Source organism: Alcanivorax sp. P2S70, from assembly GCF_000475295.1.
Taxonomy (GTDB): Bacteria; Pseudomonadota; Gammaproteobacteria; order Pseudomonadales; family Alcanivoracaceae; genus Alcanivorax; species Alcanivorax profundi.
In genome coordinates, this window is sequence record NZ_AXBZ01000020.1 from 1 (window position 1) to 22,839 (window position 22,839).

The 22,839-nt window shown below is 58.4% G+C and carries 22 protein-coding genes and 1 tRNA gene; 13 read left to right on the forward strand and 10 right to left on the reverse strand.

Going from position 1 to position 22,839, the window contains the following annotated elements:
• The first annotated feature begins 240 nt into the window (after positions 1-240).
• Complete coding sequence (locus Q672_RS24680) at positions 241-798, forward strand: fused DSP-PTPase phosphatase/NAD kinase-like protein (protein ID WP_022985140.1); 558 nt, start codon at positions 241-243, stop codon at positions 796-798.
• Here Q672_RS24680 and yegS read toward each other — a convergent pair.
• Positions 787-1,689, reverse strand: a complete 903-nt coding sequence (gene yegS, locus Q672_RS24685) for a lipid kinase YegS (RefSeq protein WP_022985141.1) — start codon at positions 1,687-1,689, stop codon at positions 787-789. The genes Q672_RS24680 and yegS overlap by 12 nt on opposite strands.
• 189 nt (positions 1,690-1,878) lie before the next feature.
• Here yegS and Q672_RS24690 point away from each other — a divergent pair, with 189 nt between their 5' ends.
• Together Q672_RS24690 and Q672_RS24695 are read left to right on the forward strand one after the other, a co-directional pair.
• Positions 1,879-2,106 carry a DUF2061 domain-containing protein gene (locus tag Q672_RS24690; protein ID WP_022985142.1) on the forward strand — a complete coding sequence of 76 codons (228 nt, stop codon included), beginning with the start codon at positions 1,879-1,881 and terminating at the stop codon, positions 2,104-2,106.
• A 50-nt stretch (positions 2,107-2,156) separates the two neighbouring features.
• Positions 2,157-2,840, forward strand: a complete 684-nt coding sequence (locus Q672_RS24695; RefSeq protein WP_022985143.1) for a TetR/AcrR family transcriptional regulator — start codon at positions 2,157-2,159, stop codon at positions 2,838-2,840.
• 29 nt (positions 2,841-2,869) lie between these two features.
• On the opposite strand, the gene Q672_RS24700 is transcribed toward Q672_RS24695, so the two are convergent.
• From Q672_RS24700 to Q672_RS24725, 6 genes are all read right to left on the reverse strand, one after another.
• Positions 2,870-3,661 carry a class I SAM-dependent methyltransferase gene (locus Q672_RS24700; protein ID WP_022985144.1) on the reverse strand — a complete coding sequence of 264 codons (792 nt, stop codon included), beginning with the start codon at positions 3,659-3,661 and terminating at the stop codon, positions 2,870-2,872.
• 14 nt (positions 3,662-3,675) lie between these two features.
• Positions 3,676-4,242, reverse strand: coding sequence for a TetR/AcrR family transcriptional regulator (locus Q672_RS24705; RefSeq protein ID WP_022985145.1), 567 nt, complete (start codon positions 4,240-4,242; stop codon positions 3,676-3,678).
• 23 nt (positions 4,243-4,265) lie between these two features.
• Positions 4,266-7,034 (reverse strand): valine--tRNA ligase, encoded by a 2,769-nt coding sequence (locus Q672_RS24710; RefSeq protein WP_022985146.1) that lies wholly within the window; start codon positions 7,032-7,034, stop codon positions 4,266-4,268.
• Positions 7,035-7,138: 104 nt separating this feature from the next.
• Positions 7,139-7,561, reverse strand: a complete 423-nt coding sequence (locus Q672_RS24715) for a hypothetical protein (RefSeq protein ID WP_022985147.1) — start codon at positions 7,559-7,561, stop codon at positions 7,139-7,141.
• Positions 7,548-7,967, reverse strand: coding sequence for a DNA polymerase III subunit chi (locus Q672_RS24720; protein ID WP_022985148.1), 420 nt, complete (start codon positions 7,965-7,967; stop codon positions 7,548-7,550). Before Q672_RS24720 ends, Q672_RS24715 begins: the two co-directional genes overlap by 14 nt.
• A 66-nt stretch (positions 7,968-8,033) precedes the next feature.
• On the reverse strand, positions 8,034-9,503 hold the full coding sequence (locus Q672_RS24725; RefSeq protein WP_022985149.1) for a leucyl aminopeptidase: 1,470 nt from the start codon (positions 9,501-9,503) through the stop codon (positions 8,034-8,036).
• 271 nt (positions 9,504-9,774) lie between these two features.
• On the opposite strand from Q672_RS24725, the gene lptF reads away from it, so the two are divergent.
• From lptF to secF, 10 genes are all read left to right on the forward strand, one after another.
• A complete protein-coding gene (gene lptF / locus Q672_RS24730; RefSeq protein WP_022985150.1) occupies positions 9,775-10,893 on the forward strand; it encodes an LPS export ABC transporter permease LptF in 1,119 nt (372 codons plus the stop codon).
• The gene (gene lptG / locus Q672_RS24735) at positions 10,890-11,951 is read left to right on the forward strand and encodes an LPS export ABC transporter permease LptG (protein WP_022985151.1); all 1,062 of its coding nucleotides are present in this window, start codon (positions 10,890-10,892) and stop codon (positions 11,949-11,951) included. Before lptF ends, lptG begins: the two co-directional genes overlap by 4 nt.
• A 3-nt stretch (positions 11,952-11,954) precedes the next feature.
• A complete protein-coding gene (locus tag Q672_RS24740) occupies positions 11,955-12,665 on the forward strand; it encodes a PP2C family protein-serine/threonine phosphatase (RefSeq protein ID WP_022985152.1) in 711 nt (236 codons plus the stop codon).
• Between the two features lie 44 nt (positions 12,666-12,709).
• Positions 12,710-12,796: transfer RNA gene (locus Q672_RS24745), tRNA-Leu, on the forward strand.
• A gap of 99 nt (positions 12,797-12,895) precedes the next feature.
• On the forward strand, positions 12,896-13,372 hold the full coding sequence (locus tag Q672_RS24750; RefSeq protein WP_022985153.1) for an RDD family protein: 477 nt from the start codon (positions 12,896-12,898) through the stop codon (positions 13,370-13,372).
• Between the two features lie 140 nt (positions 13,373-13,512).
• A complete protein-coding gene (gene queA / locus Q672_RS24755; protein ID WP_031226351.1) occupies positions 13,513-14,556 on the forward strand; it encodes a tRNA preQ1(34) S-adenosylmethionine ribosyltransferase-isomerase QueA in 1,044 nt (347 codons plus the stop codon).
• Positions 14,557-14,564: 8 nt separating this feature from the next.
• The gene (tgt, locus tag Q672_RS24760) at positions 14,565-15,677 is read left to right on the forward strand and encodes a tRNA guanosine(34) transglycosylase Tgt (RefSeq protein ID WP_031226354.1); all 1,113 of its coding nucleotides are present in this window, start codon (positions 14,565-14,567) and stop codon (positions 15,675-15,677) included.
• Positions 15,678-15,700: 23 nt separating this feature from the next.
• Positions 15,701-16,060, forward strand: a complete 360-nt coding sequence (yajC, locus tag Q672_RS24765) for a preprotein translocase subunit YajC (RefSeq protein WP_022985156.1) — start codon at positions 15,701-15,703, stop codon at positions 16,058-16,060.
• Between the two features lie 72 nt (positions 16,061-16,132).
• A complete protein-coding gene (gene secD, locus Q672_RS24770) occupies positions 16,133-18,013 on the forward strand; it encodes a protein translocase subunit SecD (RefSeq protein ID WP_022985157.1) in 1,881 nt (626 codons plus the stop codon).
• Between the two features lie 12 nt (positions 18,014-18,025).
• Positions 18,026-18,949, forward strand: coding sequence for a protein translocase subunit SecF (gene secF / locus Q672_RS24775; RefSeq protein ID WP_022985158.1), 924 nt, complete (start codon positions 18,026-18,028; stop codon positions 18,947-18,949).
• Positions 18,950-19,069: 120 nt separating this feature from the next.
• On the opposite strand, the gene Q672_RS24780 is transcribed toward secF, so the two are convergent.
• The 3 genes from Q672_RS24780 to Q672_RS24790 all read right to left on the reverse strand — a co-directional run bounded on the left by Q672_RS24780 (position 19,070) and on the right by Q672_RS24790 (position 22,815).
• The gene (locus tag Q672_RS24780) at positions 19,070-20,278 is read right to left on the reverse strand and encodes a pyridoxal phosphate-dependent aminotransferase (protein ID WP_031226356.1); all 1,209 of its coding nucleotides are present in this window, start codon (positions 20,276-20,278) and stop codon (positions 19,070-19,072) included.
• 110 nt (positions 20,279-20,388) lie between these two features.
• On the reverse strand, positions 20,389-21,795 hold the full coding sequence (locus tag Q672_RS24785) for an amidase (protein WP_022985160.1): 1,407 nt from the start codon (positions 21,793-21,795) through the stop codon (positions 20,389-20,391).
• Positions 21,796-21,843: 48 nt separating this feature from the next.
• Entirely contained in the window at positions 21,844-22,815 is a 972-nt protein-coding gene (locus Q672_RS24790; protein ID WP_022985161.1) for a D-2-hydroxyacid dehydrogenase, read from the reverse strand.
• Between the last annotated feature and the right edge of the window lie 24 nt (positions 22,816-22,839).

Here is a 22,839-nt window from a genome sequence, read left to right on the forward strand (position 1 = left end):
GGCCATAATCACGCCAGCCGCAACACGCAACATGCCTGACGCTAAACCCCAAACGCACCCCCGCGCCAACAGAAAAAACCGTCACGTCGGAGCCTGCCCCCAACACCTCAATCGTCATACAAACATGGCTCCACAAGCATATATGTGGCTCTGTCACCAAACCGAAAAACCGTGGTCATCAAGCATACCTATGCCGTCCCCATGATGGGTGGTCAGACCAGAGATGACGGAAGATGCCCGATGATCTTTTATATATGCATTTTGGTGGCAGCCCTGGCGTTCCTTGCCTATCGCTACCATAAACTGATGTACCACTTTCGATCTGTAAAAGCGGGAAAGCTCTACCGCAGTGGTACGCTTGGTCCTGTCGGCTTGTGGGTGATGCACCGGATTTTCCGGGTGAATACGATCGTCAATCTACGACTCGAAAATGAATATGTGAAAGGCGGCTGGTACCACCGCCAGAAGCGTTATTGTGAGCGCAATGACATTCGCCTGGTCAACATTCCGATGGCCCAGGATACACCGCCTAGCGAAGCCCAGATTGGCCAGATGATGGATGAGCTTGATCGCGAGGGCAGCCGTTGCCTGGTGCATTGCGAAATGGGCGTTATCCGTACCGGCATGATGGTGGTGGCGGTTGCAACGCGCCGTTATGGGGTGCGGGATCAGGGGGTTTGGAAGCATTTCCCCCTTTTTGGTCATAAACTGGATAACCGTCGCCAGCGAGTGCGTGAGTTTATCCTGCGCTGTGCGAGGTCAACGGAAACCTCTGCCTCGATAGCCTCACCCCAGTAACGGGCAATCTTCAGGGAGGTGCAGCGCGATACGGTTGCGCACCACAGCTACATCAAAGCGGGTGTCCTTGAGGGGCTCACCATCCAGATTGAAGTGCATGGCTGAGGGAGTCTCGACGGTCAGTGAGTCGACTCTTGCCCGAATGAAGAGCCCATCGTGATCAGGGTCCTGTCGTGCTTCGCTATCAAACAGTTCACGAACGCCAGCCAGTAGATCCATATCGGCAGGCAAGATCGCCACATCCATCAGTCCATCATTGATTACGGCATCCGGACAGAGTTGTTGGCCGCCGCCGGCCTGGCGACCATTACCGAGCCCGGCAGCCAGGAATTCGCCTTCCCATTCGAAGTCACCGTTACTAAAGCGACCTTTGGCGGCCGTGATTTCCGTGAATTTGCTCAGACCGGTTAGAAAGTAAGCTGCCCCGCCGAGCAGTTTTTTCAGTTCTTCGGAGGTTTGGGTGGTGACTTCGGTTCCAAACCCGCCGGTAGCCATGTTCAGGAAATAATGATCGTTAATCTTGACGGCATCGCAGGGAGAAGCCCGCCGGCTAACAAGAGATAGTGCCTCTTCCATGTCCTGGGGGATTCGGGCCGCAGTAGCGAAATCGTTTGCTGTACCAAGTGGCATAATTGCAAGAGACAGATCCTCACGACCACTGGCAAGCATGGCATGAGCAATATCACGGATAGAGCCGTCGCCCCCACCTGCGATCAGCGTACGGTAGCCCGCGTCCAGGGCTTCTTCGACATAGCGTTCCGCATCTCCTCCTTCCCAGGTCACGCGCACAGCAATTTGATGGCCTTGCTCCCGCCATTTCATGACGGCGTTGCGAACTGCCTCGTTGGCAGCTTGTTTGCCATGGAGAATAAGAAGGCTGTTGGTGGTCATCCCGTATCCTGCCAAAGTGATCAGAAGGACAGAGTAGCCCGGTCGAGAGGCAAAGAGGAGACCCGAGAGCGCCGCTTTACAAGGATTAACCTTGGCTATAGTTTGTGGCTATCAAAATTATAAATTAATAGCGCTTAACTATTTTTTGGGCGATTATGATAATCAGTATCACTTAGCGAGGTGGTTATCATGATCAAGACAGTCAGCTTTGGGGTAATGCATATTTCGGTGGCCTTTCTTGTCGTCTGGGCAATGACCGGAGACTGGCGGATTGGAGGGGCGACAGCCTTGGTTGAACCCTGCGTGAATACCGTGGCGTATCATTTCCACGAGAAGATCTGGAAACGCTGGAAGAACGGCCAATCTCTGAGCAAAACGGTCATGGCGAAGGATAAACTCAGTGTTTACTCTGCTTGAACCGTTGGTTAAGCTAGCGAAAAGTATACATTCTCAGGGGTATTTGTCAGGTGCAGAACAGAAGCAGTGACATTGATGCAATCCGTCAGGTGGTGAACCAGGTACTTGAGGTTCACGCCCGGGAAGAAGGGGGGCAGCGATCTCAGGCCCGTGCAGAGATCCTGATCCATTCCATGCAGGTCTTTGCCCAGCGAGGACTGCAGCGTACGACTGTACAGCACTTGCTGGATGCCTCCGATGTGTCGCGTCGCACCTTTTACAAGTATTTCCGCAACAAGATGGATGTACTGGAAAGCATCTACCGCATTTTTGTGGACAATATGCTGCTGCACTTCCACAAGGAAGTGAAACAGGCGGGCTCAGCCAAGGATATCATTCGCAACACGACCAAAGTGTACTTCGCCTATCATGTAAGCATGGGCCCGATCATCAAGTTGATGATGGAAGAGGCGCGTTCATCGGCTTCAGCCCTTGCGCCGCATCGGGAGCGTGCCCAGGCAATTTCGTCTGAAGTACTGACTGCCCAGATCAGTCGCTTTACAGGCCGTGATTATGACCCGCTAGTGTTCCGTACCATGTTATGGATGATGGAAAACTATTCCCTGTACATCTTTGAAGATGGGGGCTTTTCCCAAGAGCGGCTTGAGCAGTGCCAGCGAGTGGCGATTGGTATTGCCGAGTCGCTGGTGCTGGGTGAGGCGACGTCGGGGATGCTGGAACGACCTGTCGCCTGATCCTTGTCCAGCCCCGACCATGCCGGAGATTACTCCGGCTTGATAAACTTCAGTGTCATCCGGTCGCTTTCGCCAATACCCAGATACTTGTCCCGATCCGTATCGCCGAGGCGCAAGCTGGGTGGGAGCGTCCAGACCCCGGCGGGGTGATTGGTTTCGTCTTTTGGATTAGCGTTGATTTCAGAGCGTTCGACCAACCTGAAACCGGCTTTTTCCGCCTGTTCGATAACATAGCCTTCACTCATGTAGCCCGTCTCGATCTGCCGGCCCAGCGGACGAACTTCCGGTGCCCGGTGCTCGACAACTCCCAGAATGCCTCCGGGCTTGAGTGCAGAGTAGAAACTGGCAAACACCGCTTCGGTTTTACCGGCTTTGGCCCAATTGTGCACATTGCGAAAGGTAAGTACGCGGTCCACGGTGCCAGCTGGGGCAATTATGCTGTGCGCAGGTGGATTGAGAGCTGTAATGCGAACGTGATCATAAAGGCTTGGCGTTTGCGCCAGTCGTGTCTTGAAAAGGGTCAGAGAGCGACGATAAAAAGGCACGGCGCTATCTTCCGGGAAATGGGCAGCATAGTAGGTGCCATTGTCGTGTAGCCAGGGCGCAAGGATCGAGGTATACCAGCCCGCGCCAGGCCAGATTTCCACTACCGTCATGTCTGCTTGAACATCAAAGAAAGTCAGTGTTTCCACTGGGTGGCGGTATGCGTTTCTGGCTTTTTCTTCTGTGCTGCGGTGTGCCCCATCCGCCAGTTCAAGAAGTGAGGCTGTATGGGCAAGAGGTGTGGCCAGCAGTGTAATCAAAACCGCAATAATACGCATTGTATTGTCTCGTCCTATCTGAGGCCGCGGATCAGCACCTTCATGTAATCTGCGGCTTGGGCTTCCAGGCTGCCCTCGCCGGTGAGGGCCCATGTGTAGGTGGTGCCGATAACCAGATTTACCATTAACAGGATGGTATCGCGAGTGGGAAGGGCAACGAAGTAGCCATCTTTGCGAAGTTCGTTGAAAAAGGCGTCGGCCACGGGAAGGTTTTGTTCGATCAGCGCGAGATAGTTGCGCTGGATGTCGCCCATGAAATCCCCGGCTTCCTGAATCAGCACCCGTGAAAAGGCTTGGTTCTGTTCCAGATAACGGGCCACATTGCGACACAGGTTTTCCAGTCGCTCAAGGGGCGGTTCTACGCTCATCAATGCGGAAAGAATGATGTCGCGGATATCGTTGAGGTTCTCTTCCACGATGGTCAGCAGCAGGGCTTCCTTGGAAGAAAAGAACTTGTAGATCGTGGCCTTGCCCACAGCCGCCTGTTCCGCAATGGTTTTCACTTCTGCGGTACGGAAACCTTCGCGGGCGAAGACGTCCTGGGCGGCTGTCAGGATGCGGGCACGACGCGGGTCATCCATGACTCGGATTCCTGTATTTAGGGTCAGAGATATTTGATCTTTTCGAGCTGCTCTTCGAGTTTGGCAAGCTGTGAACGGTAATCGTCAAGCTTGGCCTTTTCCTTGTCGACGACGGCCTGGGGGGCCTTGTCGACAAAGTTCGGGTTTTTCAGCTTGCCTTCTCCGCGTCCTACTTCCTTGCGAAGCTTGTCGATTTCCTTGCCCAGGCGCTCAATTTCCGCATCTTTGTCGATCAGGCCGGCCATGGGCACCAGGATCTCCATGTCACCGACCAGCGCGGTAGCCGATGCCGGGGCGGAGTCGTCCGGGGTCAGCCAGGTGATGGATTCGAGTTTGGCCAGTTTACTGAGGAAGTTGCGGTTGGCATCGAGCAGCGCCTTGTCGCTGTCCTTGCCGTTGTGCAGATAAAGCGGCAGTGCCTTGCCCAGTGGAATGCCCATCTCGCCACGGATATTGCGCACCGCGGTGATAACCCCCTTGATCCAGGCGATACCGGTTTCGGCGTCGGCGTCGATACGGTTGGTATCGGCGGCGGGGTAGGCCTGCAGCATGATAGTACTGCCTTCACTGGCATCTTTGCCTGCCAGCGGAGCCACCTTTTGCCAGATCTCTTCGCTGATGAATGGCATAAACGGATGGGCCAGCCGCAGAATGGCTTCCAGTACCTGCACAAGGGTGCGACGGGTGCCGCGCTTCTGGGCGTCGGAATAGTCGTCGCCATACAGGACCGGTTTGGACAGCTCCAGGTACCAGTCGCAGTACTCGTTCCAGATAAACTCGTAGGCGGCGTGGCTGGCCACATCAAAGCGGAAGCTGTCCAGGGCGTCACAAACTTCCTGCTCGGCACGCTGCAGGGCAGAGATGATCCAGCGGTCGGCCAGTGACAGCTCGACTTCACCTTCAAGACCGCAATCCTGGCCTTCGGTGTTCATCATCACGTAGCGGGCGGCATTCCAGATCTTGTTGCAGAAGTTCCGGTAGCCTTCGATGCGGCCCATGTCCCATTTGATGTCGCGTCCGGTGGAGGCCAGCGACAGGAAGGTAAAGCGCAGCGCATCGGTGCCGTAGGCGTTGATACCGTCCGGGAAATCCTTGCGGGTGCGCTTGGCAATCTGCTTTTCTTTCTGCGGCTGCATCAAGCCCTTGGTGCGTTTGTCGACCAGTTCTTCGAGCTGGATGCCGTCGATCATGTCCAGAGGGTCAAGGACGTTGCCCTTGGACTTGGACATTTTCTGGCCGTCGTTGTCGCGGACCAGGCCGTGTACGTAAACCTTCTTGAAGGGCACCTCACCGGTGAACTTCAGGGTCATCATGATCATCCGCGCAACCCAGAAGAAGATGATGTCAAAGCCGGTGACCAGCACATCCGTGGGGTGGAAGGTGCGCAGGGTTTCTTCATCGTCCGGCCAGCCGAGAGTCGAGAAGGTCCACAGGGCAGAGCTGAACCAGGTGTCGAGGACGTCATCATCCTGGCTGAGGGGGGTGTCGCCCAGGTTGTTGTCGGCGCGCACTTCCTCTTCGCTGCGACCCACATAGACATTGCCGTCTGCGTCATACCAGGCCGGGATGCGGTGGCCCCACCAGAGTTGCCGGGAGATACACCAGTCCTGCAGGTCTCGCATCCAGGAGTAGTACATGTTTTCGTAGTTCTTCGGCACGAACTGGATATCACCGTTCTCTACCGCGGCGATGGCCGGCTTGGCCAGTTCTTCTACCGCCACAAACCACTGGTCGGTCAGGTAGGGTTCGATGATCACCCCGGAGCGGTCGCCACGGGGCACCTGCAGGGTGTGATCGGCTACCTTTTCCAGCAGGCCGAGGGCATCCAGGTCGTCGACCACTTTCTTGCGGGCGTCCACGCGGTCCAGCCCGCGGTAGGCTTCCGGGACCTCGTCATTGAGGGCCGCATCGATGGTCAGGATATTGATCATCGGCAGGTCGTGGCGTTTGCCTACTTCATAATCGTTGAAGTCGTGGGCGGGGGTAATCTTCACGCAGCCGGAGCCGAAGTCCGGGTCGACATAATCATCGGCAATGATGGGGATGTCGCGATCGGCCAGGGGCAGGCGAATGGTCTTGCCGATCATGTCCTTGTAGCGGGGGTCTTCCGGGTGCACGGCAACGGCGGTATCCCCGAGCATGGTTTCCGGGCGGGTGGTGGCGACCACCAGATGCCCCGAGCCATCAGAAAGCGGGTAGCGGAAGTGCCACATATGGCCCTGCTCTTCCACGTTTTCCACTTCCAGATCAGAAATGGCGGTGTGCAGCTTGGGGTCCCAGTTCACCAGGCGCTTGCCGCGGTAAATCAGGCCTTCCTTGTGGAGGCGGACAAACACTTCACGCACGGCATTGGACAGGCCTTCGTCCATGGTGAAACGCTCACGGGTCCAGTCCACGCTGGCGCCCATGCGGCGCAGTTGGCGGGTAATGGTGCCGCCGGAATCGCCTTTCCATTCCCAGACTTTCTCCAGGAATTTTTCGCGGCCCAGTTCATGGCGGTTGGTGCCCTCACCCGCCAGCTTGCGCTCTACCACCATCTGGGTGGCGATGCCGGCGTGGTCGGTGCCCACTTGCCAGAGGGTGTTGCGGCCCTGCATCCGGCGGTAACGAATCAGCGTATCCATGATGGTGTCCTGGAACGCGTGGCCCATGTGCAGGCTGCCGGTCACATTGGGGGGCGGGATCATGATGCAGTAGGAATCACCCTGGCCGGAGGGCTTGAAATGACCGGCTTTTTCCCAGGTTTCGTACCAGGATTGCTCAATGCGATCGGGTTGGTAAGTCTTGTCCATGATCTGCGCCTGTTGCCTTTGGATGCTGCATCAAAAAAAGAGGGCGCATTATAGCGAAGCCGGGCGGTGCCGTCGTGGGTTCACTGGTGTTATTCGGAGGCTCCCTAGTTCTTGCGACGCAGGGCGTCGCGCAAACGCAGACGCAGGGCTTTTTCCAGCTTGGGTAGGGCTTCGGCCACCAGCTCGTCAATAACCCTGTCGATATCGGTATTGCTCAGGGTCGGTCGGGGCGCTGAGAGGGTGGGGGGTGCCGGGGAGGCCGTCGCTGGCGCCGGGTGCGTGGTGGGCGGGCTTGCGGTGGGAAGGAACGGATTGCTGCGCTCGCTGGCCAGCTTGCGAATCTGATCGCTGTTTAGTCGGTTATTGACGGGTGCAGCCTGGGGAGCTTCGGCAGGTTCGAGCAGCGGGGGCTTATCCATGTCATCCAGCAGGGACTGGACATCGCCCAGCTCCCGCAGCAAGTCCTGTTTGCGTGTGTCGCGCTCGTTGTTCATGTCTGCCCCCGCGCTGCTGTCAGCCCAGTTCATGGGTGGTGACCGGGAAACCCCGTTCACGGTAGAAGCGGAAACGGTCCCGGCCTGCTTGTCTTTCGGGTTCGGCGCCACTGATCATTTCCGCGACTCGCTGGAAGCGGGAGGCGAAATCCGGCACGTGATCCGTCAGGTTGATGAGTACGTCGTGGTATTCGCCCGGGTCGCCGTTGTGGCCCAGAATCACCGGCGCCTGCCCTTCGTGATGAATGGCATGGGGCAGGAAGCCCGTCTTTGGAGCTTGCCAGAACTGGCGGTCCAATTGCCGTGCATGCTCCTCATTCCTGCAATGAATATAGACCAGGCGGCCCTGTTTCATGGCTTTGTCGGCAATTCGCCAGGCCAGCGCCTGGCGAACGCCATCCCCGGCCTTGCTGCTGAGATAAAAGGTAACTTCGGTCATGAAAATGCTCGCATGCGTCTCGCACCACGCATCACGCTCAAAGCATGCCGCGTGGTGCGAGGCGGATCAGGCCAGATCCATCAGGAAGCGGGTAAGCATGGGGACCGGGCGGCCTGTGGCGCCCTTGCTCATGCCGCCACTGATCCAGGCGGTGCCAGCGATATCCAGATGCGCCCACTTGACGTCTTTTGCGAAGCGGGACAGGAAGCAGGCAGCCGTAATGGAGCCGCCCTTGGGTCCACCGATGTTTTGCATATCGGCAAAGGGGCTATCGAGCTGGCTTTGATACTCATCCCACAGCGGCATGGGCCAGCCCCGGTCCCCTGTCGCCTGACCGGCGGCCAGTAGTGCCTGGCTCAGATCGTCGTCGTTGGCATAAACCGCCTGGGCATGGCTGCCAAGGGCGACCACACAGGCGCCGGTCAGGGTGGCGATGTCGATGACGGTGTGAGGTTTGTGCTTCTGTTGCACATAGGTCAGCGCATCACACAACACCAGACGGCCTTCAGCGTCGGTGTTGAGGATCTCCACGGTCTGGCCGGACAGGGTCTTGACGATGTCGCCCGGGCGAGATGCCCGGCCATCGGGCATGTTCTCTGCCGCTGCGACGACCGCAACCAGGTGAATCGGCAGATCCAGCTCACAGACCGTTTTGACGCTGCCGAATACGCTGGCGGCGCCGCCCATGTCGTATTTCATCTCGTCCATGTTGGCGCCGGGTTTCAGGGAGATGCCGCCGGTATCAAAGGTGATGCCTTTGCCCACCAGTGCCACGGGGCCCTGCTTGGTGGGTTTGCTGCCTTTGTATTCCATGACGATGATTTGCCCCTGGCGCTCAGAGCCTTTGGCAACAGCGACGAAAGCTCCCATGCCCATCTTTTCGGCCTGGGCCTGACTGACCACTTTGACGGTCAGCTTTTCATACTGCCCGGCCAGTTCGCGGGCAACCCCGGAGAGATATTCCGGATAGCAGTCATTGGGGGGGAGGTTGCCCAGATCGCGGGCAAGATTGACGCCTGCCGCGACGCCTTTACCGGTCTTGTGGGCTTTGCCCAGGCTGGCATCTTTCTCTGCATGCCAGTACGTCCACTTGGTGAGTTTGCTTGCCGCTGCCGGATGGCTGCGGTACTGGTCAAATCGATACAAGCCTTCTTCGGCGATGCGTGAGCCCTCGCGCACCTGCCACTCCAGTGTCTGTGCAAGGGTGCTGTCGAGCAGCCAAACGGCGTGCTTGACCGGCGCGTTTTGCAGTGTTTTCACGGTGCCGCGCAGTTGCGCTTGCCACTGCGTATCGCTGGGGGTGTTGTCGCCCATGCCGACCAGCAGGATGCGAGCGGCAGCCATATCTTCCGGGCCATGCAGCCAGGTGTGTTGGCCCTTGCTGCCATTAAAGTCGCCAGCCTTGATAAAGGCAGAAATTTGCTTGCGAGTGGCGTCGGGGAGCGCCTCAGGCAGGTCGCTCTTCTTGCCCAGGCCGATAACGAGGGCATCAGCTTTGATTTTGTCCAGTGGACGGTTGCTTACGGCGAAATCCATGTTGTCTCCAAGTTGATCAGGGCTGCCAACAACCTGAAATAGTGGGGCCTTGGCAGGGGAAACGCAATGTGACAAACACGAATGAGCTGGGAAACATTGCGACTGTTTGCTGTCTTCTGGTGCAGGAATTACCGCCTTTCATGATCGGTCAGTTACACTAGGCAGCATTCTGCTATGTGTGTGGGTGTGGTGCCGCAGGCTAACGGCCTGCCTTTACGGGTATCGACTGCAAAGCTGGCACGCATCAGCGACGTTTAAACGACAAGGACGAATGGGCCAGCCCTTGATTCTTCATCGCTACATTAACCGGCAAGTGTTCCTCAGTACCGTCATGGTCACCTTTATTCTGGTGATGGTGCTGGTCAGTGGCCGGTTTATCAAATATCTGGCAGAGGCGGCTGCCGGCGAAATTGCCGCTGATGCATTGTTTCTGGTGATGGCGTTCCGGATGCCGGAATTCCTGCAAATGATTGTGCCATTGAGCCTTTATATTGCCCTGCTGCTAGTGCTGGGACGAATGCACATGGATAACGAGATGGTTGTCCTGCGTGCGGGAGGGCAGGGGCATGGACGGATTGTTCGTTCGCTGGTAGTACCCGTGTTGATGGCGACCACGTTGGTGGGGTTGTTTTCGCTTTACGTGACTCCCCGCGGCGACGCGGAGGTCAACCGTATTTTCGAGGAGCAGAAAGACCGTTCGGTGCTCGAACTGCTGACTCCTGGCCGTTTCCACGTAAAGGGATCCAGTAACAGTCAGCGTGCCACCTATGCAGAGCACCTCAATCGTGAGAAAGGGGTGCTGGAAAATGTCTTCGTGGCGGATGCCCGTTTTGAGGGGCAGGGGGAAGCCAACCGGTTGCTGACGGTGTGGGCAAGGAGCGGCAAGCTGGTTCAGGAAGAGGGTATCAGTTATCTGCTGCTGACAGATGGGTTCCAGTATCAGGGTAAACCGGGCCAGCGCGATTACAAGGAAATTGGATTCAAGGAAGCGCGAGTGCGCATCGGTGGTGAAAAATCCGACAGTCGCCCGCCCAAAGTGCGTGGCCGGTCGACCCGGGAGTTGATCGCCGAGCGAGAGAATAACCACGAAGCGCTGGCGGAGCTGCAGTGGCGACTGTCGCTGATTCTTACGGTGCCTATTATGGCCCTCGCGGCGATCCCGTTAGCCAGAGTGAACCCGCGCCAGGGGCGCTTTTACCGTCTGATTCCTGCGGTGCTGGGTTATATGATGTATGTGGGTATGTTGTTGGTGACCCGTAGCGCCATCGAGGATTATTCCGGTGTGTTGCCCTGGTATCTGAATATGGCCTGGATTCACTTGATGGCCGCCACCATTGTTTTCCTGCTCTATTTCGGCAGCCGGATTTTCCGGCGGAGGGCCGCAGCATGAGATTGCTCAAGCGGTACTTCTGGCGGGCAGTGATGGTGCCAACGTTAGCTATCCTGGCGATCATTGTCGGCCTGGATTGCCTGTTCGGCTTTATCTACGAACTGGAGTTCCTGAGGGGTAATTACCAAACCCTTCAGGCCTTACAGTTTATTCTGACCACTACGCCCCGGCGAGTGCATGAATATCTGCCCATGGCGATACTGCTGGGAACGTTGATTGGTCTGGGGCTACTCGCCAACAGTGGCGAGCTGTCGGTGATCCGGGCGGCGGGGGTGTCTACATTACGCGTCAGCTGGCTGGTGTTGCGACCGGTGTTCCTGTTGATCATCCTGTCGATCCCGTTGGGAGAGTACCTCACCCCGTACACCGAGCAGGTGGCCCAGAGTAACCGCTCGATGGCGGAAGGTGGCGGCGAGGCCTTGCGCTCAAAATACGGTTACTGGCATCGGGAAGGCGAGGAGTTCATTCATATCAATGCGGTGCAGCCCAATGGCGTGTTGCATGGACTGACCCGCTATCGTTTTGACGAGCAGCAGAAACTGACAGAAACCCAGTTTGTGGCGCGGGCAATTTACCAAGGGGATTTCTGGTCACTGGAAGGCATCACAGGTACCCGTCTGTTCGAAGATCACACCGAGACCTATGAAAAAGATAACGGCGAATGGCAAACACGCCTGACCCCGCAGTTGCTCAGTATTGTTGTGCTCAAGCCCGATCACCTTGCCATGGCCAAGCTGCTGGAATACACCGCGTACCTCAAGCGGCAGGGTCTTGAGACGGCCGATTACATGCTCAGTTTCTGGCAGAAACTGTTTATGCCGCTGGCGACCATCGGCATGGTGCTGATCGCGATTTCCTTTGTCTTCGGCCCACTCCGGGAAGTCACCATGGGACTGCGTCTAACGGCAGGGATCGTGGCCGGGCTGATCTTTCATTACGGCCAGCAGTTTTTCGGTCAATTGTCGCTGGTTTTCCATACCGAGCCCTTGATGGCGGCGGCTGTGCCCCCCGCATTGTGTCTGGTGTTGGGGATCTGGCTGCTGCAGAGGGTGCGATAGCGGATGACAATCTGGCGGGGGCAAGGACGCACCCACAAGGGCAGACGAGCAACCAATGAAGATGCCCTGGTGTGTCGAGACGGAGAAGGCCTTTGGGCCGTGATTGATGGTATGGGTGGCCATGACGCGGGTGATCTGGCCGCCAGCATGATTCGGCAATGCCTGGAGGGGTTGTCTCTGGGGGGCGGCATGGCCCATCGACTTCTGGCGGTGGAAACCGCACTGCAAACCGTCAACCATGCGATACGGCACCATGCCGCCATGCACATGCGCAGCAAGCCCATGGGGGCGACTGTCGTGGTCGTGCTGATTCAGGGCGAAGAGGCGGCCGTGCTGTGGGCTGGTGATGCCCGTCTTTACCGTCAGGAGGGCGAGCGGCTCGACATGCTCACCCGCGATCACACCCCCGTGCAGGCCCTGTTGGACGCGGGTGAGCTGACAGAGGTTGAAGCCATGCAGCATCCCCGCGCCCACGTGATTTATCAGGCTGTCGGCACCGGGGATAAACTGCAGTTGGAGCAGGCCCGATTTCCTGTCGCTCAGGCGCAGCGTTTTTTGCTGACTACCGATGGGATTCATTCTGTGCTGACCAAAGATGACCTGTTGTCGTTGATGCGTCACCGGGTGTCCGAGTCCGGTATTCTCAAGGCCGCCCTGGATAAGGGCAGCCGTGACAACGTGACGGCGGTGCTTGTGCAGGGTAATCCTGAATAATGGGCTGGCAAAGCAGCGACGGGCTGGTATACTCGCGCCCCACTGCCAGAGTGGTGGAATTGGTAGACACGACGGATTCAAAATCCGTTGCCTTCACGGGCGTGCCGGTTCAAGTCCGGCCTCTGGTACCAAACGATGAAAAAGCCCGCTTCGAGCGGGCTTTTTTATGTCGGGCGTCTGGCGCTGAACCGGACGTCTGCAGCGGAGAAGCGTTGGCTTCGGAGTGAATGATGACCGATTATGCCCCGCCTGCCGGTTTGCTGAAGCGCTTGATGGCGCTGGTCTATGACGGTTTTCTGGTACTGGCCTTGTGGTTTGTGACCACCGGGATCTTTGTGCTGGTCTACCCCAGGACCGGTTTGCCCATGGAGGACATCAATGGGGTAACCCGCGCAGCTCCGGGCTATCTCAAGGGGATCCTGCTGCCGTTGTTGCTGGTAGAAACCTGGCTCTTTTACGCCTGGTTCTGGATGCGCGGTGGTCAGACGCTGGGCATGCGTGCCTGGCGCCTGCAGGTTCGCCATTACCGAGGTGGGCCGGTCAAACTGTGGCAGACCGCCGCCCGCTTTCTTGGGGCGTGCCTGTCCTGGGGGCTGTTCGGGGCGGGGTATCTGGTTGTCCTGATCGCCCCGCACCAGACTTTGCATGATCGTTTGTCTGCCACCGCAACGGTGGAGTTGCCGAAGAAACCCAAGGGCAAGAAATAGCCTCGGAGCACAAACGCAAACAGCGGTGAAAACCGGACTGTCTTCGTGTCCAGGTGCTCTCCGAGGGGAAACAGCTTTTGATCCTGCTTTCGGTGCCGGGTATCCTTGCCCTCCCTTGAACTTCCGTGCCGGTACAGTACGTGAACGTCGACGATTTTGACTTTGAACTCCCGGACGGGCTGATCGCCCGCCATCCCCCCGCGCAGCGCCGTGATGCCCGTTTGTTGGCGCTGACTCGTGACGCCCTCCAACACCAGCAATTTCCTGACTTGCTGGGCCATGTGCGGCCCGGTGACCTGCTGATCTTCAATGACACCCGGGTGATCCCGGCTCGCCTGTTCGGCCACAAAGACAGTGGCGGCAAGGTGGAAGTGCTGATTGAGCGGGTCGTGGATGATCATGAAGCGTTGGCCCATGTGCGTGCTTCCAAATCCCCCAAGCCGGGCAGCTGGCTGCAGTTTGATGAGGGCGTACGGGCCCAGGTCACCGGTCGCCGCGATGCCCTGTTTATTCTCCAGTTCCACGGCTGCGAGACCCTGCTTGGCGCGCTGGAAACGATTGGCCATGTGCCGTTGCCGCCCTATATCGATCGCCCGGATGAACAGGGGGACATGGAGCGCTATCAGACCGTGTATGCCCGCGAGCCCGGTGCCGTGGCGGCTCCCACCGCGGGGCTGCATTTTGATGAGGCGATGCTGGCGGCCCTGCAGCAGCACGGGGTTGATATCGGCTATGTCACCCTCCATGTAGGAGCAGGGACGTTTCAGCCCGTGCGTGTGGACAAGGTGGAAGACCATCACATGCACAGCGAACGCTACCAGATTCCCGAAACGCTGGTGGAGCAGGTGGCGCAGGCCCATGCCCGTGGCGGACGTATTGTGGCTGTGGGCACCACCGCGTTGCGGGCGCTGGAAGCCGCCAGCCAGTCCGGTAGCTTGAAGGCCGGTCAGGGGGAGACCGATATTTTCATCTATCCCGGTTATCAATTCCGGTTGGTGGAGTGTCTGCTGACCAATTTCCACCTGCCCAAGTCCACGCTGCTGATGCTGATCAGTGCTTTTGCCGGGCAAGAACGCGTCATGAGCGCGTATCAGGCGGCGATCGAGGCAGAATACCGTTTCTTCAGCTACGGCGATGCCATGTTCATTGAAAGGGTGGATGTGTCCACCGCAAAGGGGGACTGATGTCTCGAATGCAATTTTCCCTGAAGACCACGGACGGTGATGCCCGTCGTGGCGAGATTACCTTCCCCCGCGGCACGATCCAGACCCCGGCCTTCATGCCTGTGGGGACCTATGGCACGGTGAAGGGCATGCTGCCGAAAGACCTGGCCGATACCGGTGCCGAGATCTGTCTGGGCAATACCTTCCATTTGATGCTGCGCCCGGGCACCGAGGTGATCGAAGCCCATGGGTCCCTGCATGGTTTCATGCAATGGGACAAACCCATCCTTACCGATTCCGGTGGCTTTCAGGTCTTCAGCCTGGGAGAAATGCGCAAGATTTCCGAACACGGCGTGGTGTTCAAGAACCCCATCAATGGCGACAAGGTCGAGCTGACGCCCGAGCGAGCCATGCAGGTACAGCGCTCGCTGGGCAGTGATATCTGCATGATCTTCGATGAATGCACCCCGTTTCCTGCCACCGAGCAGCAGGCCCGAGATTCCATGGAACTGTCCCTGCGCTGGGCACAACGCTCCAAGGATGCGCACCAGGGCAACGATGCGGCCTGCTTCGGCATTGTGCAGGGCGGCATGTACGACAACCTGCGCCGGGAGTCGCTGGCCGGTCTGGTGGATATCGGCTTTGATGGTTATGCCGTGGGTGGTTTGAGTGTGGGTGAGCCCCAGGAAGAAATGCTGCGTACTCTGGGTAACCTGACGCCGCATATGCCTGCAGACCGTCCCCGTTACCTGATGGGGGTCGGCAAGCCGGAAGATATCGTCGAGGCGGTTCGGCGCGGAGTCGACATGTTCGACTGTGTCATGCCCACCCGTAATGCCCGCAACGGCCACCTGTTTACCTCTCAAGGGGTGATCAAGATCCGTAACGCCAAACACCGTCACGACCTGGCGCCACTGGAAGCCGAGTGTGACTGCTATACCTGCCAGCATTTTTCCCGCAGCTATCTGCACCATCTGGATCGCTGCAATGAAATGCTTGGCTCCCAGCTCAATACCATCCATAACCTGCGCTACTATCAGCGCCTGATGGCTGGATTGCGGGGGGCCATTGAAGGGGGTACATTGTCCGCCTTTGTGGACGACTTCTATGCCGCTCGGGGTGAGCAGACTCCCGCGCTGTAGCTTATTGAAAACTGGAGTAATTAATGAAAATCGCAATGCGTTCCCTGCTGGCCCTTCTGGCCACTGCCCTGGTCTCTCCGGCGTATGCCCAGGCGGCCCCGGCCGGCCCCGGTGGTGTCGAGCTGATCATGCTGGTGGTGATGATGGTGGTGTTCTACTTCTTCCTGATTCGTCCGCAGCAAAAGCGCGCCAAAGAGCACAAGAATCTGGTGGAAAACCTGAACAAGGGTGATGAAGTGGTCACCAGCGGTGGCATTCTGGGCAAGATCGCCAAGGTCACCGACGAGTTCGTGGTGGTAGAAATCAGCAACAACCTGGAAATCAAACTGCAAAAGCAGAGCATCCAGGCCACCTTGCCCAAAGGCACCATCAAGTCCATTTAAGACTCTCAGCCCCGTTTCTGACGGGGCTTTTTATTACACCGGACACCACCGGAATAAACACCGGAAAGAGCTATGACCCGCTATCCACGCTGGAAATTTTTCCTGCTTCTGGCCGCCCTCGTTGTTTGCGGCCTGTATGCCCTGCCCAACTTGTACCCGGACGCTCCTGCCATTCAGATCAGCCATGCTGATGCTGGCGGTGAAGTCTCTGACGTGGCCCGTCAGAGAGTGCTTGGCGCTCTGGATGAGGCCGGACTCAGTCACGGCCCCGGCGAATCCGTCGGCTCCTCCCTGTTGGTGCGCCTGAACGATACCGAAGCCCAGCTGCGTGCCCGCGATCTGGCGGCCTCTGAACTGGGGGATAACTATGTGGTTGCCCTTAACCTGGCCGAAACGACGCCGGACTGGCTGCGATCCATCGGTGCCAGCCCCATGAATTTGGGTCTGGATCTGCGCGGCGGGGTGCATTTCCTGTTGCAGGTAGACATGAATGCGGTGGTCGACAGCCGCATGGAAGCCTGGGCAGGTAATGCCAAGCTGACCCTGCGTGATGCGGGAGTCCGTTATCGTGATGTTGCGGTGGATGGCACGACCCTCACGGTAACCTTTGCCGACCAGGTCGCCGCCGATGCGGCACGAGCTCCCCTGCGCCAGGCGCTGGACAAGTTCACCATGAAGCCGGCCGGAGATACCCCGGAAGCCGTTCTGGTGTTGAACGACAGTGCCCTGAAGGAAATGCAGGACTACGCCGTCGACCAGAACCGTACTGCCCTGAACAAGCGTGTCAACGAACTGGGTGTGGCGGAAGCGGTGGTACAGCGTCAGGGAGCTGACCGTATCGTGGTGCAGCTGCCGGGCATTCAGGATGCTTCCCAGGCACGCCGGATTCTGGGGCGTACCGCGACGCTGGAATTCCGCTTGGTAGATAACAATGTGTCGTCGGCGCGGCTGCGCAGCGGCATGGCGCCTCCGGGCGTGGAATTCTATCCCTTCAAGGGGCAGGAAGGCCGAATCGTGGCCATGAGCAAGTCCAAAATTGCCACTGGTGATCAGGTGATTGATGCGCGCATGGGCTTCAGTCAGGACTCCGGTTCACCGGAAGTGAACGTCACCCTGGATTCCGATGGCGCCCGTCGTATGCAGCGCATTACGGGCAAGAACGTCGGTAACCCCATGGGCGTGCTGTTTATTGAAACCAAGACTGACGTGAAGAAGGTCGAGGGCGAAGACGGCAATCTGGTCGACAAGATGGTCAGTACCACCGACAAATACGTGATCAACGTTGCCACCATTCAGGACACCCTGGGCAGTCGATTCCGGATCACCGGGCTGGATAATCCCGCAGAGGCGTCCGAGCTGGCCCTGCTGCTGCGGGCGGGTTCTCTGGCGGCGCCGGTAAGCATTGTGGAAGAGCGCACCGTCGGCCCGAGCCTGGGTGCCGAGAACATCGAGGCGGGCCTCAAGTCCATGGCGCTGGGTTTGTCGCTGGTGCTGATCTTCATGGTGATCTGGTACAAGCTGTTTGGCCTGATTGCCAATGTGGCCCTGCTGGGTAACCTGGTCATCATCGTGGGCATCATGTCGCTGATTCCCGGTGCCACCATGACGCTGCCGGGCATTGCCGGCATCGTGTTGACCGTGGGTATGGCGGTGGATGCCAACGTATTGATCTTCGAACGTATTCGTGAGGATCTGCGTCGCGGACTTAAACCCCGGCAGGCCATCGAAGAGGGTTATGGCCGTGCCTTTACCACCATCCTGGATGCCAATATCACTACCCTGATTGTCGCGGTGATCCTGTTCGCGGCCGGTACCGGTTCGGTGCAGGGCTTCGCGGTTACCCTGTTTATCGGCATTCTTACGTCCATGTTCACGGCGATCATTGGGACCCGTGCCATGGCGGAAATGGTTTACGGGCGCGGCGCCCGTGCACCGGCGAAACTGAGTATCTAAGGCGGTGATGCGATGAGTAAAGCAACCATGAACATTAACTTTATGGGTGTCCGCAAACCGCTGGGCATCCTGTCTGTCCTGCTGGTGATTGCCTCGGTGGTATTGCTGGTCACCCGGGGGCTGAACCTGGGGCTGGACTTCACTGGCGGGACCACAGTGGTAGTGAAAAGCCCGGTAGACGTGGAGTTGTCGCAGGTTCGTGCGGATCTGACTGCGGCGGGCTACGGCGATGCGGTGGCACAGCACTACGGTTCGCCAAAGGAAGTGAACATTCGCGTGGCGCCAAAAGAAGGCGCGGACGCGGATGAGGTGGGCCATAACGTCTACGCGGCGCTCAAGGCGCACAATGGTGAGCTGGAGTTGCTCAAAGTGGAATTCGTGGGCCCACAGGTGGGTGACGAGCTGCGCGATGAATCCGGCACCGCCATGTTGCTGGCGCTGGGTTTGATGATGCTCTACGTCTGGTTCCGCTTCTCCAACAAGTTTGGTGTTGCCACTGTGGTGGCGCTGTTCCATGACGTGATCATCGTGCTGGGGATTTTCTCTCTGGTGCAGTGGCCGTTTGACCTGACGGTGCTGGCGGCAGTTCTTGCGCTCATTGGTTACTCCCTGAATGACTCCATTGTGGTGGCGGACCGGATTCGGGAAGATTTTCGCAACTCGCGCAAGAGTGACCCTGAACAGATCATCAATGATGCTGTGAATGCGACCTTCAGCCGAACCATCAATACCTCTCTGACAACGTTACTGGTATTGGTGGCACTGTTCTTCTTCGGTGGTGAGGTGATGCGTTCTTTCTCGGAAGCGCTGTTGGTGGGTATCGCTGTCGGTACTTACTCTTCCATTTACGTGGTGAGCAACATCCTCTTCATGATGAATGTGAGCAAGGAGGATTTCATCATTCCGGAGCCGGAAGAAATTGATGAAATGCCATAAGAGCAGTTAACAGTTAACAGCTAAAACAAAAAAGCCGCGATTCTTTCGCGGCTTTTTTTATTTTGGTGTTGCTGTGGGAACCTGCCTGCAGGCGATTTTTTTGTGTCAGGCATCTGGCGTTTAACTAAAGTTCTGCTTTTTCATCCACGGAATAATTCGTTCGAAGGCTTCCTCGATCTGATCCAGGGAGGTCGAATAGCTGATGCGTAATGCGCTTTTGCCGGCTTCGCCGAAGGTGTCGCCGGAGATGGTGCAGACGCCGGTTTCCCGTAGCATCTTCAGGGCCACGTTGGCGCTATCCACGCCTTCGGGGAGCGAGGGGAATAAATAGAAGGCGCCTTCCGGGCGGTAGCCGGTGAGGTGGGGTGTCTGTTCCACCAGTTCCACCAGGCGGTCACGGCGTTGCTGGTATTCCTCTACCATGCTGTCAATGAATTGGTTGCTCCCGCGCAGGGCGGCCACACCGGCCCACTGACAGGGCGTGTTGGCCACGGTGGTGGTGAACATGTGGTAGCGGCGCAGTTTCTTGATCGCGCCTTGGCTGCCAATCATCCAGCCAACTCGCATACCGGCCATGGAGAAGGTTTTTGAGAAACTGCTGACCACCATGACATGGTCAAGGTCAGAGCAACAGGACAGTACGCTGGGATATTCCCTGCCATCATAAATCAGATGGTCATACACTTCATCGCTGATGACATGAATGCCCCGGTAGGCGGCTTCTTCGACAATGGCTTCAATCGTTTCCCGGGGATAAATGGTGCCGGTGGGGTTGCTGGGAGAGTTGAGCACCACGGCAAAGGTGTTCGGCCCCATTGCATCGATCACTTCTTGTGGGTCGAGCTGGTGATTGTTTTCGGGGCGGGTTGCAATGCTTTTGACTGTGCCGCCATTCATTCGAATCAGTGGGCCGTAAAGCATGAAGGAAGGGTCGGGAATGATGAACTCGCGTCCAGGTGCCGAGGTGGCAGTCAGAGCCAGGTAGATGGCTTCCGTGGCCCCCGTGGTGATCATCAAATTTTCCGGTGACAGCGGGCGGCCATAGCGCTTGCTGTAATACTCCGCCAATGCCTCCAGTAATTCCGGCAGCCCGGCATCCATGGTGTAGCCGGTTTGGCCAGCCTTGAGCGCATCCACACCCGCCTGAATGACATGGTCAGGTGGTTTGAAGTCCGGTTGGCCGATGGAGAGATGGATAACGTCGTCCATGTCTGCGGCAAGATTCACCATGCGGCGAATTCCCGGCACCGGAATGGTGAGCAACGCCGGATTCCAGATCGGGTCTTCGTTTTCGTAGAAATCCGTGTCCAGATTGATATTGCCCATCATGTTCTCCTTCCTGAAAAACTTTTCGCGAGGGTGCGGTGTGCGCCACCAAACCCGTTGCCCGCTTCTTGCTGTGGTTTTCGAGCCGACTGCGATGCTCCTGCAGAAAGAGGTTATTCCTGTAGCAAGGGCGGCAAGTCTGTGAATGGCTTTGCCTGCTCGAAGGCGTGACCTGCCGCCAGTACCCGGGCGTCATCGAAACGGGCGCCGATGATTTGCAGGGCCATGGGCAGCCCATTGCTGTTCAGGCCCATGGGCACCGACAACGCCGGCTGCCCGGTGAGGTTGAACGGGTAGGTAAAGGGCGTCCAGGTCGGCCAGCGGGTGCTGGGCCAGTCCACCGGCACTTCGCGGTCGGAATCAAAGGCTTCGATGGGCAGGGTCGGGGTGATGAGCAGATCGTACTTGGTATGGAATACCGCCATGCGTTCGCTCACGGCCATGCGCTCGTTCATGGCACCCAGATAGTCCAGCATGGTGAGCTTTTCGGCCTTGCTGGCCACTTCGACCAGCGCCGGGTCCATCAGGCTGCGCTGGCGGTCGCCCAGGTCGCGCATGGCGTTGGCGGCGCCGCTGTAGAACAGATGGCTGAAGGCGGCCAGCGGGTTGCTGAAACCGGGGTCCGCTTCGGTCACGGTGGCGCCCAGGTCCTCGAACACCTTGGCAGCGTCCTTGAACGCCTTTTCGATTTCCGGGTCCACGTCTACATAGCCGAGAGTCGTGCTCATGGCGATGTTGAGGCCTTTCATGGGCTGGTTCAGGGCTGCCACATAATCAATATGGCGGCGCGGTGCGGCCAGACTGTCGCGGGCATCGGCTTCGCACAGCACGTTCATCATCAGTGCGGCATCGGCTACGGTTCGTGTCATGGGGCCTGCGTGCGCCAGGGTGCCGAACGGGCTGGCCGGCCAGTGTGGGACTTCGCTAAAGGTGGGTTTATGGCCCACGATGCCGCAAAAACCGGCCGGGATGCGAATTGAGCCGCCGGCATCCGTGCCCAGCGCCAGGGGCGCCATGCCGGCCGAGACCGCCGCTGAGCTGCCGCCGCTGCTGCCGCCGGCAGTGCGTGCCGGGTTCCAGGGGTTGTTGGTCGGCCCGCACAGGGGGCTGTCGGTGATGCCCTTCCAGCCGAACTCCGGGGTGGTGGTTTTGCCAAGCGGGACATAGCCATGCCGTTCCAGGGCGGCCACGGCGGGGGAGCGTTTGTTGAGGGTCGCGTCGGGGTCGATGGTTTTTGACCCTTTCACGGTTGGCCACATGGGCGTCAGGAACACATCCTTGACCGCCACCGGGATTCCATCGAGCAGGCCGTCTGCCTTGCCATCCTGATAACGTTGCTCCGAGTCACGGGCCCATTGCAGGGTGGTGTCGCGGTCGATCAGGCACCAGGCATTCAGCGCCTGGTCGTGCTTTTCGATATGGTCCAGCAGGCTGGAGCACACTTCCACGGGGGACAGCGCGCCGGTCTGGTAGGCGGCTTTGAGCGCCTGGGCGCTCATGGTCAGTAGTTCCTTGCTCATCGGCTTACCTCCTGGTGTGACGTATGCCTGGTCTGAATGGATCCGAACTCAGGCATTGCTGACATAGCCATGTTCCTTGCTGACGGGGTTGGCGAGCGCCTCGCCCTGTTGCCAGCGTTCAAAGTTGTCGACAAATTGCTGCCCCAGCGCAGCGCGCCAGCCGATGAAATCCCCTGCCATATGGGCGGACAGCATGGCGTTGGGTTGATCCCACAATGGGTGATCGGCGGGCAGGGGCTCCTGTTCAAATACGTCCAGTGCGGCCCCGGCCAGATGACCACTCTGCAAGGCGGCCAGCAGGGCGTCGGTGCGAACGATGGGGCCGCGGCCGACGTTCACCAGGACCGACCCGGCTTTCATGCGCTGGAACTGCGGCTCATCGAATAATCCTTCGGTGTCCGGGGTCAGTGGCGCGGTGATGATTACGTAGTCCGCCTCGCCAAGGAGCCCGGGCAAATCGTCTTGCGCATACACCTTGTCAAAGGCTGCATCGTCACGGGCATGGCGGGCGGTGCCCACCACGTTCACGCCCAGCGCGCCCAGCAGACGGGCCACTTCCCGGCCGATCGAACCCGCCCCCACGATGACGGCGAGGCTGTCACGCAGCAGGCGGGTTTCACGGTGTTGCCAGCGATGCTCGCGCTTCAGTGACAGGTTGGTGAGCGTGTCTTTGGCAAACATCAGCACCGCACCCAGCACATACTCGGCGATACCCCGGTCGAATATGCCGCGGGCGTTGGTGACGACGATGTCGCTGTTCCTGATCGGGTCGATCATCAGTGCATCCACGCCGGCGCTGGTGGCATGGACCCAGCGCACCGGGCAGTTGTCCGGCCACACTTGCGCCAGCACATCGGTGCGAAAGTCGGTGACCACCAGTACCTCGGTGTCCGGCAGGGCGGCTTTCAGCTGCTCCGGTGTCCGTGCTTCCTGCACCCGGGCCTGGCCGGCAAGGGCTTCCAGGCCGGGCAGGGAGGGCTCGTCTTCGGCAAGCAGCACGGTCACAACGGTTTCGGTCATACAAGATCCTTGATTCAGTACGGC